Source organism: Mesorhizobium sp. C277A, from assembly GCF_040324395.1.
Classification (GTDB): domain Bacteria; phylum Pseudomonadota; class Alphaproteobacteria; order Rhizobiales; family Rhizobiaceae; genus Mesorhizobium.
Genome location: NZ_JAMYVW010000002.1, coordinates 1297731 through 1312031, shown reverse-complemented (window position 1 = coordinate 1312031; position 14301 = coordinate 1297731). Strand labels below are relative to the sequence as shown.

Genomic DNA, 14301 nt, shown 5'->3' with positions numbered 1-14301 from the left:
AGGTTGCAGGGGGGCGAGAAGGTGACTGCTGCACAGCCGGACGCTGCGCAAGCCGAATGGCTGGCCAAACTGCACAAGCAGTTGCTGTCGGACGATTCGATCCAGTTCGACCTGCCGGCCTACAGACCACCCGAGACACCCGAGTGGCTGAGACCGCTGGGCGAGTTCCTGAAATCGCTCGGCCCGTACATGATCTACCTGTTCTGGGGCGCGGTGATCACAGGTGCCGCGATCATTCTGCTGCTGATTGTCCTTGAAGTGAAAGGCGTCGCCTGGCGCCTGCCCTGGTGGCGCAAAAAGAGCGTGACCGAGGCGGAAGCGATATGGCACCCCGACGTTGGCGCCGCGCAGATCCTGTTGTCGGAAGCCGATGCGCTGGCCGCCCGGGGCGAGTATGACGAGGCGGTGCATCTCCTGCTGCGCCGCAGCGTTGCCGACATTGCCGGCCGCCTGCCCGACTTCCTGCGCCCGTCGCTGACCGCGCGCGATATCGCGGGAGCGGCGTCGCTGCCAACGCGGGCGCGTGGCGCCTTTACCCAGATCGCGCGCATCGTCGAGGCGGCGTTGTTCGCGCGCCGGCCGGTCGGGCCCGAGGGCTGGCAGGAGGCGCGCAGCGCCTATGAGCGATTCGTCTTCAGGGATGCCTGGACGTGAGTGACGCGACAGCCGACATCGCCCAGCAGGAACCGTTCAGCCGCAGGACGGTGTTCTGGGGCATTTTCGCCAGCCTGCTCGCGGCGGCGGGCTTCTTCCTTTTGTCCACCTATGCCCCCGATTTTCGCCAGCCGAGCGTCGGTGGCGCAACGCCGCTCTCGAAGAGCGGCATCGGCTATGCCGGCTTGGCGGAATGGCTGGAGCTGACCGGCGAAGCGCCCGACATGGCGCGGTCCGACAGCGATCTCCAGATCGACACGAACCTCCTGATCGTCACGATTTCGCCCGACAGCGACCCGGATGCGCTTGCCAACATCGTCAAGCTTCGCAAGGGCCTGGATACGCTGTTCGTGCTGCCCAAATGGGCGACCTTGCCGCTGTTCGAGCACGAGGGGTGGGAGATGAAGATCCAGCGGCTGCCGGACGTCGTGGTCAACGACTGGCTCGCCCGGATCGCCAAGGCCAAGCTCGGCGAAGGTGAGACCACGGTCAAGCAACTCGACGTCTCAGGGCAAATGGTCAGCGTTCCCGACCAGCTGCAATGGGTGGCCGACGAACACCCGCTGATTGCCGCCGGCAACGGCAAGGCCGTGCTGACCGAGGTCGAAGACGAGCGGTTCTACATTCTGACGGACCCCGATCTCATCAATAACGCCGGCTTGAAAGATCCCGACAAGGCGGCGGCGGCGCTCAAGCTGATCGAGCTCCTGCAGCCCGAAGAGGGTGCCGTCATGTTCGACCTGACGCTGCATGGCGTCGGGCGAAAATACGATCTCGCCAAGCTTCTGGTCGAGCCGCCCTTCCTGGCGCTGACGCTGACCATCCTGGCGGCGGCGGCACTTGCCTTCCTGCATGGCCTTGGCCGGTTCGGGCCGCCACGGGCCGATCAGCGCGCCATCGCCTTCGGCAAACGCGCGCTGGTCGACACCACGGCGATGCTGTTGCGCCGCGCCGGCCGGCTGGAGGAACTGGGCGACCGCTATGGAGCACTGGCACGCGTGCGCGCCGGCGCGCTGCTCGGCGCGCCGCACGGTTTGCAGGGCGAAGCGCTCGACCGCTGGCTCGATTCCCGCGACAAGGACGAAGCCGGCGGTTTCACGACCCGCCTGCAAGCTGCGAACGCGGCAAAGACCCTGACACAAATGCATGATGCAGCCGAAAAGCTGCACGACTGGACGGCAAGGAGGCTCGGTGAACGTCGATGATGTGAAGGCCCTGGCGACACAGATCAGGGAAGAGGTGGCCAAGGCCATCACCGGGCAACACGATACGGTCGATCTGATGCTCACGGCATTGTTCGCCGGCGGGCATATATTGCTCGAAGGACCGCCGGGCACGGCCAAGACGATGACGGCGCGCTGCTTTGCCCAGGCGCTGGGCGTCGCCTATGGCCGCATCCAGTTCACACCCGACCTGATGCCCGGCGATATCGTCGGTTCCAACATCTACAATTTCCAGACCGGGCAGTTCACGCTGACGCGCGGCCCGATCTTCTGCGATCTGCTGCTCGCCGACGAGATCAACCGAACGCCGCCGAAGACCCAGGCAGCCCTGCTGGAGGCGATGCAGGAGCATGCCGTCACCTTCGACGGCACCACCCATGCGCTCGGCCCGAACTTCATGGTGGTGGCGACGCAGAACCCAATCGAGCACCAGGGCGTCTATCCCCTGCCCGAAGCCCAGCTCGACCGTTTCCTGTTCAAGCACCGGGTGAGCTACCCCGGCCCGGAAGAGGAAAAGGCGATCATCATCCACCATGGCGGCACCGCCTCGCACGACATCAAGCAGTACGGCATCAAGGCCCAGGCCGACCGCAAGACGCTGGAAAAGGCGTTGGCGACCGTCGGCGGGGTCACGCTTGTCGACGACGTCGTGGACTATATCGCAAGGCTGGTGCGGGCCACGCGCGCCAGCCCCGATCTGGAAGTCGGCGCCAGCCCGCGTGCGGGCGCCATGCTGGCGAGAGCCGCACGCGCCCGGGCAGCGCTCGACGGGCGCGCCTATGTCATCCCCGACGACGTCAAGGCGCTTGCCGTGCCGGCGCTGCGCCATCGCGTTATCCTGTCGCCGGCGGCGCAGATCGACGGCCGCCTGGTCGAGCAGATCGTCACCGACCTTGTCGACCAGACGGAAGCGCCACGTTGATCTATCCGAGCGGCCGGGCAGTTTGGGGAGGTGCGGCAGGTGCAATACCGGCCTTCCTGATCGCGCTCGCACTGCCGTCGCTGTGGTATCTCGGCCTGTTGTGGATTTGCGTGCTGCTTGCTTTCCTGGCCGTGGACGCCGCCGCCGGACGCGGACGGGCTTCGCTGGATGCCAGCATCCATGCCCCGCCACAGGTCAGCGTCGGCGGCCAGTTCACCGTCCATGTCACCGCCGGGCTCAGCGGACGGCCGCGCGCCGTGCAGGCTCGTCTTGGCCATGACGAGCGGCTGGAACCGGTGGGCGGCACCGGCGGCGCATCGACCGCCGAGGCCGGCAGCGCATCGCTCGATCTCAGATTTCAGGCGCTGCGGCGCGGCATTGCCAGGTTCGATCGCCTGTGGGTGCGCTGGCGCGGGCCGTTCGGGCTGGTCTGGAACCAGGTGGTGCTGCCGATGGACGGCAAGGTGGCGGTGCTGCCCAACGTCAGCAGCGCCCGCGACGAGGCAATCACGCTTCTACAGCGCCAGTCGCTGCCCGACGGCCATGCGCAACGCCGCGCCGGCCAGGGCCGCGAGTTCGAGGCGCTGAAGGACTACCAGCCCGGCATGGGCCGGCGGATGATCGACTGGAAGCGCAGCGCCCGCCACGGCAGGCTTCTGGCGCGCGAGTTCCGCATCGAGGAGAACAACAACATCGTGCTGGCCATCGATAGCGGCCGGCTGATGTGCGAGCCCGTCGACGGCGTGCCGAAGGTCGACCGCGCCGTCACCGCCGCCTTGCTGTCGGCGTTCATCGCACTGAAGGGCGGCGACATGGTTTCCCTGTTCGGCTTCGACGCGAGGCCGCGCGTTTCCAGCGGCGCCGTGCGCGGCTCCGCCAGCTTCGCCATGATCCAGAAGCGGGTGGCGGAAATCGACTATTCCACGGAAGAGACCAATTTCACCCTGGCGCTGACGACCCTTGCAGCAAAGCTCGACCGGCGTTCGCTGGTGATCATCTTCACCGACTTCGTCGATCCGATCAGCGCCGAACTGATGCTGCGCACCGTCGGCCGGCTCACCGAACGGCATCTGGTGCTGTTCATGATGATGAAGGATGTCGAACTGGAGACACTGGCCGACATGCCGCCGGACGCACCGGAGGATGTGGCGCGCTCCGTCGTCGCCGGCGGGCTGCTGCGCGAAAGGCAGGTCGTCATCGGCAGGCTCAGGCTGCTCGGCGCGCATGTCATCGAAGCCGACCATCAGAGGCTCGGGCCGGCACTGGTCGAGCGCTATCTCGAGCTCAAGCGAGAGGATCTGTTGTGAACGCGCTGGTCGGCAAGGATGCGGTGCGCCAGTCGCTGGCGAGCTTCCGTTCGGAGCGCGAGGCCGACTGGAAGGCGTTCGAGGCGCTGCTTGCCCGGGTCGAGAAACGTGCGCCACGCACGCTGTCGGAAGACGAACTGCTGTCGCTGCCACTGCTCTACCGCTCGGCGCTGTCCTCGCTTTCGGTGGCGCGGGCGACGTCGCTCGACAATGCGCTGGTCAGCTATCTCGAAGCGCTTTGCCTGCGCGGCTACTTCTACCTCTATGGCGCACGTCGCGGCCTGCGGCAGCGCATCGGCGACTTCTTCCTGCATGACTGGCCACACGCCATTCGCGATTTGTGGCGCGAGACCTTGCTGTCGGTCGTCCTGACCTTTGTCGGCGCCGGCGCCGGCTACTGGCTGGTGGCCAAAGACAAGGGCTGGTTCGACGCCATCATTCCGCCGAGCCTGGCCGGCGGGCGCAACCCGGATGCCTCGGCCGAAGTGCTGCGGCAGGTGCTTTATGACGGCACCGAGAATAATTTCCTGTCGGGCTTCGCCGCCTATCTGTTCACGCACAATGTCCAGGTGGCGATCCTGGCCTTCGCGCTGGGCTTTGCCTTCGCGGTGCCGAGCGTGCTCTTGATCCTGATGAATGGCTGCCTGCTTGGCGCGATGTTCCAGATCTACGTCGCCAAGGATCTCGGCCTGGAGTTGGGCGGATGGCTGTCCATCCATGGCACCACCGAGATGTTCGCGATCGCCTTGGCGGGCGCCGCCGGCATGCGCATCGGCACGCGCATCGCCTTCCCCGGCGAACTGACGCGGATGACGGCTGCTGCCGATGCCGGGCGCGTGGCCGCCACCACCATGGTCGGCGTGACGATCATGCTTTTGTTTGCCGGCCTGCTCGAAGGCATCGGTCGGCAGGTGATCACCAGCGACGTGACACGCTACGCCATTGGCGGCGGCATGCTGACGCTGTGGCTCTGTTATTTCTATGTGTTCAGGGTGGTGCGGCATGGCGACCGCTAGGCGTGCTACCGTCTCGACGATACGGCCGCTGATCACGCCGGAAGGGGTCGATCTCCGGATCAAGCTCGCCGATGCCGGCACCCGCGCCGCCGCCTTCCTGCTCGACTTTGTCATCATCATCGTCACGGCGATCGTGATCTCGATCATTGCACTGTTCGGGCTGGCCGGCCTCAAAGGCGAAGGCGCGCAGCCGCTGTTCATCGTCTGGATCATCCTGATCTTCTTCCTGCGCAACGCCTATTTCATCGTCTTCGAAGCCGGCCGCCGCGCCGCCACGCCCGGCAAACGGATGCTCGGCATCCGGGTGGCGTCGCGCAGCGGCGCCGGCCTGTCGATCGATCAGGTCATCGCCCGCAACCTGATGCGCGAGATCGAGATCTTCCTGCCGCTGTCGATCATCCTCGGCCGCAGCGAGATGGGGCTCGCCGACACGTTGTCGACGATCTTCGGGCTGGTCTGGACGCTGCTGTTTGCGCTCTTCCCGCTGTTCAACCGCGACCGCATGCGGATCGGCGATCTGCTTGCCGGAACCTGGGTGGTCGAGGCGCCGAAACTGGCGCTGGTCGAAGACCTGTCGCAACGCCAGGACACCACCACCCGCGCCTTCCGCTTCACCCAGGCGCAGCTCGATGCCTATGGCATCGCCGAACTGCACAAGCTGGAAGAGGTGCTGCGCCGCGACGACTATTTCGCACTGAAAGCCGTGGCCGAGACGATCGGGCGCAAGATCGGCATGATGGTCGAGCCGGTCGATTCCAGGGCCTTCCTGACCGCCTATTATGGCGAGTTGCGGGCTCAACTCGAACGCAAGCTTTTGCTGGGAACACGCAAGGCGGATAAGTATCAGCGGTAGATCGGAGTTCGGGATGCCGGCTCAAGTTAGCGAAGCGGAAAAAGCCAGAATAGAACGCGCCATTCAGGCGGCAGTCTCCGGATCCTGGAAGGAATTTGCAGAACTCACCGACGAACCGTTTCCAAACGATGCATCGATGAGGGAGCAATTCGGAGATACTTCTTCCCGACTTCAGCAAGCCGACGGAAATTGGGAAATGACCTCAGGCATAGGTATCGTGCCCGACGGCAGCGCGCGCCTGATCACAGTCTTGATCAAGGCGCCGCCCACCGTGGATATTGTCCTGACGCTGCACAGCACGAGCGATCGGGATGACAGCACGATCAGCATCTGGACGTTCTTTCAACAGGTGAATTGGGGCGATTAGGCATCGCCTACCCCACCCACTTCTCATAGTCGGACACCAAAAGGTGCACCGGGGCGACATCCTCGTCGATGTTGGAGAAGCGGCCGATCGGTTCGCGGAAGACGTTGTCGGTGAGATCGTCATTGACGGTCGAGACCTCGCCGATCAGCACATCCTTGCCCTCGGCCCAGAAGGCATGCCAGACGCCGGGCAGCAGCGTGACGCTCTGGCCCGGGTCGAGCTTCAGGCGCCCGCCTGCCGGCAGCCTGTGGATGGTGCCGTCGACCGGCACCGTCACTTCGGCCTTCGGATCGATGCCGCCGTCGCGATCGTGCATGAACAGTTCCAGCACGAGCTTACCGCCGCCGCGGTTGATGATGTCCTCGGCCTTGATGTTGTGGCGGTGCATCGGCGACAGCTGATCCTTGCGCGAGATCATGATCTTCTCGGCATAAAGCATGCCCATGCCCTTCTTCATGTCGGCATAGACGCCGTTGCGAACGGTGAACAGGAACAGGCCGAGTTCGTCGAATTTTTCCTGGCCGTAATCGGTGATGTCCCAGCCGAGCCGCGAGGTGAAAATGGCGGCGGAGTCGGCCTTGCGCGCCTTCATCTCTTCCGGGCTCCAGTAGGCGAAGGGCGGCATGATGTAGCCGAACGAGCGGATGAAGGCGTCTGCATCGCGGATGATGTCGTTGACCGTGGAGCGTTTCATGATCGTGATCCCTTCGCGTCGCGTTCCCTGGAGTTATCTGAAGCGCATAGCCGAACAGCGCTGCGGTGTCGACGCAAACTGCATGCTGGCCCCATGACATCCGTGCGGATCGGGGCCATAAGTCCAGCCAGATTTCCCAGGGTGATATTTCATGCAAGGCATAGACGACCTCGACACGCCGGCGATCCTCATCGACGCAGCCCGCGCCGAAGCCAACATCACACGAGCGCAGGCGCATGCCGACCGCCACGGGCTGAAACTCAGGCCGCACATCAAGACGCACAAGCTGCCTTATTGGGCGAAGAAGCAGGTGGCGGCCGGCGCGGTCGGCATCACCTGCCAGAAGATCGGCGAAGCCGAGGTGATGGCCGATGCCGGGCTGACCGATATTTTCCTGCCCTACAACATCCTTGGCCGCGCCAAGCTGGAGCGCCTCAAGGCGCTGCATGGCCGCGTGACACTGTCAGTGACGGCCGACAGCCGCGAAACGCTGGAAGGGCTCGCCGCCACCTTCACCGATACCGGGCACCCCCTGCCCGTCCTGGTCGAATGCGACACCGGCATGGGCCGTTGTGGCGTGCAGAGCGCCGCCGAGGCGCTGGCACTGGCGAAGTTGATCGACCAAGCCAAGGGGCTCACCTTCGGCGGGCTGATGACCTACCCCGCGGCCGGCCGCGCCGCCGAGGCTGAATCCTGGCTGGCCGGCGCCAAGCAAACGCTCGCGGCCTCGGGTCTCGCCTGTGATCGCATTTCAAGCGGCGGCACGCCTGACATGTGGCGCTCCGGCGAGGACAGCGTCGTTACCGAATACCGCCCCGGCACCTACATCTACCTCGACCGCTACCAGGTCGCCAAAGGCGTCGGTACGCTCGACGATTGTGCGCTGACGGTGCTCGCCACCGTGGTCAGCCATCCGACGCCGGCCCGCGCCATCCTCGACAGCGGCAGCAAGGCGCTGTCCAGCGACACGCTGGGGCTCGCCGATTTTGGCGAGCTGCTCGGCATGCCCGGCGCCCGCGTCACCAGCTTGAGCGAGGAACATGGCACGGTCACGCTTGCGAATGGCGCGAGCCTGCGCATCGGCGAACGCGTTCGCGTGGTGCCTGATCATTGCTGCGTCGTGACCAACCTGTTCGACCAGGTGCATCTGATCGACGGTGACAAGGTGCTGGAAACGCTGAAGGTGGAAGCGCGTGGGCGGATGGGGTGAGGCTTTTCGTTTTGGAGGCTCGCCCTATTTCGACATTGACGCATTGTAATTTATAACTTACTAGTCCCCATGGCAATCCTGAAGCAGACAGCCACCTTTCGGAGGTGGCACCAAAAGCTGAAAGACGGAAGAGCCAAGGCGGCAATTGCCGTTCGGCTGCAACGTTTGAGTGTAGGAAATCCCGGCGACGTGGCCCCAGTGGGTGAAGGCATCAGTGAATTGCGCATTCACTATGGGCCCGGCTATCGCGTTTATTTCACAAGCGCGGTGAAACGGTCATCCTGCTCCTGTGCGGCGGGGATAAAAGTTCACAAGAAACCGACATACGGACAGCAAAGCGCCTGGCCGTAGAATGGAGTGACGACAATGGTTGAAAAAATCTATGATTTCGATCCCGCCGAAATGCTCGATTCCGATACGGCAATCGAGGCGTTTCTGGCAGAGGCAATGGAAACCGGAGACGCCAAATTCGTCGCGTCCGCCCTCGGTGTCGTTGCCCGCGCCAAGGGGATGAGCAACATTGCCAGAAAGACCGGCTTGGCTCGCGAGCATCTTTATACCTCGCTCAGCGAAAACGGTAATCCTACGCTGGAAACCACACTGGCGGTCATGAAAGCATTCGGCTTTCATTTGGCCCCAAAGCACGATGCAACTCAGGTCTAATCTACGCCAGCGCGCGTCGAGCGCGAGGTCGTTCGGGCCAACTGAAATCAGGACTGATAAACCGGACCCAGCGCCGCCTTCAGCGGATCCAGCGCGTCGCCATACAGCTTCCAGCGCTCGACCGAGGATGAATAGATCGGCTGGCGCACCTGCCAGCGGCTCGGCGTCCGGACCGTGCGCTCGGTTTCGTTGAAACGCAAGCAGGCATCGTCCCACTCGATGCCGAGGAATCCGATCAATCCGCGGGCGCGATTTTCGAAATCGGCGACCGTTTCTTCGTAGGGCATGTCGTGGATATCCAGCGGGATGACCTTGGCCCAATGGCGCATCAGGCGGTCATACTGCCGGTAATACTGCCCAAGCTTGGTCAGATCGGCATTATAGCCGTGCGCCTCGGAAAAATTATGCATGAAACAGGACGCGCAATTGTCCATCGGGTCACGCCGGCAATGGATGATGCGGGCATTCGGCAAGATCAGGCTGATGAAGGCCAGCAGCTCGAAATTATGCGGCATCTTGTCGACGACAAGCCGCACCGTGTTGTTGCGCTTTTTGAGATCGTCGAGATATTTCGATCCAAGCTCCTTGGCCTTGGCCGCAGTGAGCGCCGCCATGGCCTTGGTGAAAATGGCTGGGTCGAGCTTGTCGAACCCAAGTTCGCCGGCAAGTGAACGAATGGTCGACAACTCCCCGGCGCCATGGATATCGCGATGACTGGCGCATATCTGCTCGGTCAGCGTCGTTCCCGACCGGGGCATGCCGACGATGAAGACCGGGCGTCTGGATGGATTTCCCAAATTGGCTCGCGCCTCGAAGAAGCCGGCGTCGAAAGTGTCGATGAAGCTGTCGTAAAGCTGGGTGTGCCGGTCGATGTCGAAATCATTGCCGGAAATCGCCTTGGCCCTCGCGAAATGGCGGATTGCCGGGCGATACTCGCGCTGATCGTTGAGCATCTTGCCGGCGGCATGGTGCAGCACCACCCGCTCGCGATCGGTGGTCGTCGGCAATTCCAGACGAGCCCGTATTAGAGGCAGCGTCGGATCATCCTTGACCGCCCGGCGCGCCAGCGCCATTCCGGCCAGCGCTTCGACATGGCCCGGGTCGATGGCAAGGGCCTTGCTGAAGCATTCGACCGCCTCGGCCGGCCGTCCAATGTCGGTGAGCAAATCACCCATACCGGCAAGTGCCATCACCGACTGGCCGTCGATAGCCAGCGCCCGGCGATAGAACCCTTCGGCAATGTCGCCCTCGAGCTGGCTGCGGTAGGAGCGGCCGAGATTGCACAGCGCTTCGATGAGCCCTCCATCGAGCTCGATCGCCTTTCTCAGATGTCTGCGCGCCTTGCCGACGTTGCCGGTGACATTGTAGGCGTTGCCGAGATTGTTGCGGAAGATGGCGTTGTCCGGTTCGACCTTGACCGCTTTTTCCATATAGGCAATGGCGGCGGCATGATGCTCGGCCTCGATGGCCAGAGTGCCCATCAGGTTCAGCGCCATGGCATTTTTGGGCTGCGTGCGAAGCACCGTCTGGTAGCAGAACTCGGCCTCGCGAAAACGCTTGCGCCGTTGCAGGTCGATGCCGCGCTGCAATGTCTTTTCCGCCGGTTCACCGGCGGTCGGCAGCGAAGCTGGGATCATTGCCGGCGGACCCAGGGGTTGCCGGCGTGGCAAGAGCGGCATCCGTCAAATCCCGGTCGCGGCCTGCGACGAACCAATCAGAACTTCAGGGTTACGCCAAGCTGGAGATTGTGGGAGTACAATTTGGCGTTCTCGTATGTGCCGCCGCCATCATTGTCGTCTAGATCCACGCTTGTCACGGCCTTGAAGCGGTAACCGAAATCGAGGTCGACATTCTGCGTTACCGCGTAGGTAACACCGGCGCCCACCTGGCCGGCGAAACCCCAGCCGCCAGGCCCGTATCCATAGGCGTGGCCATCAAAGTGAGTATCGGCGGTAACATACGCCGCGCCGAGACCGCCGCCGACATAGAGTTTGGCATCACCAAAATGCGCAACATCGACCCAGACGTTGGCGAGAAGATAGGTGGCCGACAGATTGCCGGAAGCCGGATAGTTGCCGACGCCCGTGTAGCTGTATTCGCTTGCCTTGTAGCGCGCGTAGGACAGTTCGCCTTCGACACGAAACACATCGTTGATGTGCCGACCGACAGCGCCGCCGATTACGAACCCGGTATCAAGATCGACTGAATACCCAGTACCATTGTAGTCCGTTTTCACATGGTTCGGGAAACTGGCGCCGCCGAAGAGCGTGACGTACCAGAGATCCTCTGCCCTCGGAACGTCGACGATCGCGTCGGCGGCGTACGCCGAACTCCAACCAAGCGCCAATGCAAATGTCGAGACGCCAGCCAACAAGCGCAGTTTCATCGCCGATTCCCTCGCTACAACTAGTGACTGGTATCACTCTTGCTTCGCGGCCGAGCTGTCAAGAAAGCAAACGAGATCAAGGAGCCAAGCGAAGTCGGGAACAATCTTTTGAGAATTCTTGTTGCTGCACCGCAACATAGCAGCACATGCTAATGTTTGGCGGCAGGCGTATGGCTTCGGTTTTGAAAATCGCGCTAGTCGGCCTGCCGTGCTGCCACCCTGCGCATGGCGATCACTCGCCGACGGCGGATCTCGGTGCGCATCGCCGTCAGGTGCAGCGCGAAGAACAGCACGGTGAAGCCGAGCGCCATCACCAGCAGCGGCCATAGCAGGCTGGGATCGATCGTCGGTCCGCCGAGCCGGAACACCGAGGCCGGCTGGTGCAGCGTGTTCCACCAGTCGACCGAGAATTTGATGATCGGGATGTTGATGAAGCCGACGAGCGTGATGATGGCGGCGGCCCAGGCGGCACGGCTGGCGTCGTCGAGCGCACGCGTCAGCGCGATGATGCCGAGATACATAAGAAAGAGGATGAAGACCGAGGTCAGACGCGCGTCCCAGACCCACCAGGTGCCCCACATCGGCTTGCCCCAGATGGAGCCGGTGACCAGCGCAAGCGCGGTGAAGGTGGCGCCGATCGGGGCTGCCGATTTCAGGGCGACATCGGCCAAGGGATGGCGCCAGACCAGCGTACCGAGCGCGGCGACCGCCATCACCGTGTAGCACATCATGGCGAGCCAGGCGAAAGGCACGTGGATATACATGATGCGCACCGTGATGCCTTGCTGGAAATCCTCAGGCGCGGCAAAGCTCATATAGAGACCGATGGCGAGCAGGATCGCGGCGATCGACGCCAGCCACGGCACCAGCCTGTCGGCCAGCCCGACAAAGCGCGTCGGGTTGGCGAGGTCGGTCCAGCCGGCGAGGCGTGAGGAGGTGTCGCTCATAAGGTCTAGATAGACCGGCGGCGCGTTCGGGGCAATCGAGCGGTTGTCGCAGTGCTTACCCTCCCCCTTGTGGGGAGGGTCGCTGCAAAGCAGCGGGGTGGGGTGGCGGGCACTACCCCACCCGGACCTTCGGTCCGACCTCCCCACAAGGGGGAGGTAAAAAAGCTTACGCAGCTTCGATATTCACCGTGCGGCTGAGACGGCGGACTTCCTCGTCGTTGAGCAGGCCGCCGGCGCGCAGCAGGCTGGCGAAACGGCCATTGCGCAGCGACAGTTCGGCGAAGCCGCCCATCTCGACCACCTTGCCCTTGTCCATGAACACGACCAGGTCGGCGTCGCGGACGGTGGTCAGGCGGTGGGCGATGATGAAGGTGGTGCGGTTGCGCCTCAGTTCGTCGATGGCTTCCTTGACGCGGTCCTCGGTCTCGACATCGAGCGCGCTCGTTGCCTCGTCGAGCACCAGGATCGGTGCGTCCTTGAGCACGGCGCGGGCAATGGCGATGCGCTGACGCTCGCCGCCTGAAAGCTGGCCGCCGCGCTCGCCAACGACGGTGTCATAGCCGGCGCTCTTGGCAAGGATGAAATCCTGCGCGGCAGCCGCATTGGCGGCGGCGTGAACCTCGTCATAAGTCGCCTCGGCACGACCGACGCGGATGTTGTCCTCGATCGAGCGGTTGAGCAGGCCGGCATCCTGGAAGACGGTGGCGATCGAATGACGCAGCGACTTGCGGGTCACCGTGCGGGTGTCGATGCCGTCGATCAGGATACGGCCATGAGACGGCGAGAAGACGCGCTGCAAGAGGTTGATCAGCGTCGTCTTGCCGGCGCCGGTCGGGCCGACGATGGCAACCGTCTGCCCGGCCTGGACTTCGAAGGAGACGTCGTCGACGCCCTGCCTCGAATTGGCAAACTCGAAGCCGACATTCTCGAAGCGGACGTGGCCGGTGACGTTGGTGAGGTCGCGCAAGCCGTCCGGCTCGGCGGAGTCGGCGGCCGAATCCTCGAGGTGATAGAAGTCCTCGAGCTTGGCGCGGGCTTCCGAAATCTGGTTGGCGAAAGCCGACATCTGGTCGAGGCGGGCAATCAGCAGCGTGGCAAAGCCGGTGAAGGCGATGACGTCGCCGATCTTGAGCTGGCCATGGGTGACCAGATAGGCGCCGATCAAAAGCACAACCATCATCGATATGGTCGACGACAGGCGGTGCAACGCATTGGCCATCGCCCACCAGTCGAGCACCGGGTTCTGCGCGTCGAGCAGGTTCTTGACATAGCGGCGCAGCGTATCGGCCTCGTGGCCGAGACGGTTGTAGCTCTGCAGCACGGCGACATTGCTGACCGAGTCGGTCACATGCGCGAAGACCTGATGGTAGTGGCGCTCGACCGCGGCCTGGCCCGCCTTGGTGCGCTTCATCACAAGCCGGCCGATGCCGACATAGAGAACGCCCAGCGCCATTAGCACCAGCGACATGCGAAGATCCATGCTTATCGCGGTCGGAATCAGCAGAGCCAGCGCAACCGCCGTCGACAGATGCTGGCGCATGAATTCAAGCCACAGGCTGAACAGCGTCTCGACGGCGCGCAGCAGCGTGTGCAGCGCGTTGGAGGTGCCGCGCTGGTGGTGCCAGGCGAGCGGCATGGTGATCACGCGCTCGAACGACTGGCACAGCACCTCGCTGCGCCGCTTGTGGGCAAAACGGTCGGCGCCGCGCGCCACCAGCACGAAGGCGACGATGTTAAAGGCGCCGAGACCGGCCCACAGCGCCAGCGTCGAAAACACCGAACCCTTATCGGAGATGGCGTCGATTACCCGGCCGAACATGATCGGCTCGAGGATGGCGATAATGGCGAGCGCGACATTCGCACCGCAGATAAACGCAACGCGCTTCCTGTCGGCTGCGAGATAACCCAGCGCTCTCCAGTAGATTTGCAGAAGTGACACTTCAGCTACTCCGCCCAAAACATTATTGTGCACCGCACCATTTCTTGACACGTACCGGTTAACGGGTCGCAAAACAATGCCCGTCTACCTCTTCCGTTCCCATTCTGCGAACAAAAGATG

Annotated in this window: 14 protein-coding genes and 1 pseudogene; 10 read left to right on the top strand and 5 right to left on the bottom strand. The window is 63.4% G+C overall.

Going from position 1 to position 14301, the window contains the following annotated elements; translation table 11 throughout:
• Positions 1–21: 21 nt before the first annotated feature.
• Genes NKK52_RS06470 through NKK52_RS06440 form a run of 7 tightly spaced genes read left to right on the top strand, consistent with a single transcriptional unit; the run spans position 22 to position 6342 of the window.
• A complete protein-coding gene (locus NKK52_RS06470; RefSeq protein ID WP_023682900.1) occupies positions 22–654 on the top strand; it encodes a DUF4129 domain-containing protein in 633 nt (210 codons plus the stop codon).
• On the top strand, positions 651–1859 hold the full coding sequence (locus tag NKK52_RS06465; RefSeq protein ID WP_023682901.1) for a hypothetical protein: 1209 nt from the start codon (positions 651–653) through the stop codon (positions 1857–1859). The genes NKK52_RS06470 and NKK52_RS06465 overlap by 4 nt, the downstream gene beginning before the upstream one ends.
• The gene (locus NKK52_RS06460) at positions 1846–2799 is read left to right on the top strand and encodes an AAA family ATPase (protein ID WP_023682902.1); all 954 of its coding nucleotides are present in this window, start codon (positions 1846–1848) and stop codon (positions 2797–2799) included. The genes NKK52_RS06465 and NKK52_RS06460 overlap by 14 nt, the downstream gene beginning before the upstream one ends.
• Complete coding sequence (locus tag NKK52_RS06455; RefSeq protein WP_023682903.1) at positions 2796–4106, top strand: DUF58 domain-containing protein; 1311 nt, start codon at positions 2796–2798, stop codon at positions 4104–4106. The genes NKK52_RS06460 and NKK52_RS06455 overlap by 4 nt, the downstream gene beginning before the upstream one ends.
• The gene (locus NKK52_RS06450) at positions 4103–5122 is read left to right on the top strand and encodes a stage II sporulation protein M (RefSeq protein WP_023682904.1); all 1020 of its coding nucleotides are present in this window, start codon (positions 4103–4105) and stop codon (positions 5120–5122) included. The genes NKK52_RS06455 and NKK52_RS06450 overlap by 4 nt, the downstream gene beginning before the upstream one ends.
• Positions 5109–5975, top strand: coding sequence for an RDD family protein (locus tag NKK52_RS06445; RefSeq protein ID WP_023682905.1), 867 nt, complete (start codon positions 5109–5111; stop codon positions 5973–5975). The genes NKK52_RS06450 and NKK52_RS06445 overlap by 14 nt, the downstream gene beginning before the upstream one ends.
• A gap of 13 nt (positions 5976–5988) precedes the next feature.
• Positions 5989–6342, top strand: coding sequence for a hypothetical protein (locus tag NKK52_RS06440; RefSeq protein ID WP_023702292.1), 354 nt, complete (start codon positions 5989–5991; stop codon positions 6340–6342).
• Between the two features lie 7 nt (positions 6343–6349).
• Here NKK52_RS06440 and NKK52_RS06435 read toward each other — a convergent pair whose 3' ends face one another.
• Positions 6350–7036 carry a D-lyxose/D-mannose family sugar isomerase gene (locus tag NKK52_RS06435; protein ID WP_023682907.1) on the bottom strand — a complete coding sequence of 229 codons (687 nt, stop codon included), beginning with the start codon at positions 7034–7036 and terminating at the stop codon, positions 6350–6352.
• A gap of 151 nt (positions 7037–7187) precedes the next feature.
• Between NKK52_RS06435 and NKK52_RS06430 the strand changes: the two genes are divergently transcribed.
• The 3 genes and pseudogenes from NKK52_RS06430 (at position 7188) to NKK52_RS06420 (ending at position 8909) form a co-directional block, all read left to right on the top strand.
• Positions 7188–8246 carry a D-TA family PLP-dependent enzyme gene (locus NKK52_RS06430; protein ID WP_023682908.1) on the top strand — a complete coding sequence of 353 codons (1059 nt, stop codon included), beginning with the start codon at positions 7188–7190 and terminating at the stop codon, positions 8244–8246.
• A 69-nt stretch (positions 8247–8315) separates the two neighbouring features.
• Positions 8316–8620, top strand: a pseudogene (locus NKK52_RS06425) (type II toxin-antitoxin system RelE/ParE family toxin).
• Entirely contained in the window at positions 8613–8909 is a 297-nt protein-coding gene (locus NKK52_RS06420) for an addiction module antidote protein (protein ID WP_023672893.1), read from the top strand. Before NKK52_RS06425 ends, NKK52_RS06420 begins: the two are co-directional and overlap by 8 nt.
• Positions 8910–8956: 47 nt before the next feature.
• On the opposite strand, the gene NKK52_RS06415 is transcribed toward NKK52_RS06420, so the two are convergent.
• From NKK52_RS06415 to NKK52_RS06400, 4 genes are all read right to left on the bottom strand, one after another.
• Positions 8957–10546 (bottom strand): tetratricopeptide repeat-containing sulfotransferase family protein, encoded by a 1590-nt coding sequence (locus NKK52_RS06415; protein WP_023682909.1) that lies wholly within the window; start codon positions 10544–10546, stop codon positions 8957–8959.
• Between the two features lie 77 nt (positions 10547–10623).
• Positions 10624–11295 (bottom strand): outer membrane protein, encoded by a 672-nt coding sequence (locus NKK52_RS06410; protein ID WP_023682910.1) that lies wholly within the window; start codon positions 11293–11295, stop codon positions 10624–10626.
• Positions 11296–11489: 194 nt separating this feature from the next.
• Entirely contained in the window at positions 11490–12242 is a 753-nt protein-coding gene (locus NKK52_RS06405) for a heme ABC transporter permease (protein ID WP_023682911.1), read from the bottom strand.
• A 166-nt stretch (positions 12243–12408) separates the two neighbouring features.
• A complete protein-coding gene (locus NKK52_RS06400; protein ID WP_023672897.1) occupies positions 12409–14181 on the bottom strand; it encodes a glucan ABC transporter ATP-binding protein/ permease in 1773 nt (590 codons plus the stop codon).
• Positions 14182–14301: the final 120 nt, after the last annotated feature.

Coding starts and splice junctions, on each gene's coding strand:
- NKK52_RS06415 (WP_023682909.1), bottom strand. CDS start 10,546: ATGATCCCAGCTTCGCTGCCGACCGCCGGTGAACCGGCGGAAAAGACA.
- NKK52_RS06405 (WP_023682911.1), bottom strand. CDS start 12,242: ATGAGCGACACCTCCTCACGCCTCGCCGGCTGGACCGACCTCGCCAAC.
- NKK52_RS06435 (WP_023682907.1), bottom strand. CDS start 7,036: ATGAAACGCTCCACGGTCAACGACATCATCCGCGATGCAGACGCCTTC.
- NKK52_RS06440 (WP_023702292.1), top strand. CDS start 5,989: ATGCCGGCTCAAGTTAGCGAAGCGGAAAAAGCCAGAATAGAACGCGCC.
- NKK52_RS06430 (WP_023682908.1), top strand. CDS start 7,188: ATGCAAGGCATAGACGACCTCGACACGCCGGCGATCCTCATCGACGCA.
- NKK52_RS06420 (WP_023672893.1), top strand. CDS start 8,613: ATGGTTGAAAAAATCTATGATTTCGATCCCGCCGAAATGCTCGATTCC.
- NKK52_RS06410 (WP_023682910.1), bottom strand. CDS start 11,295: ATGAAACTGCGCTTGTTGGCTGGCGTCTCGACATTTGCATTGGCGCTT.
- NKK52_RS06445 (WP_023682905.1), top strand. CDS start 5,109: ATGGCGACCGCTAGGCGTGCTACCGTCTCGACGATACGGCCGCTGATC.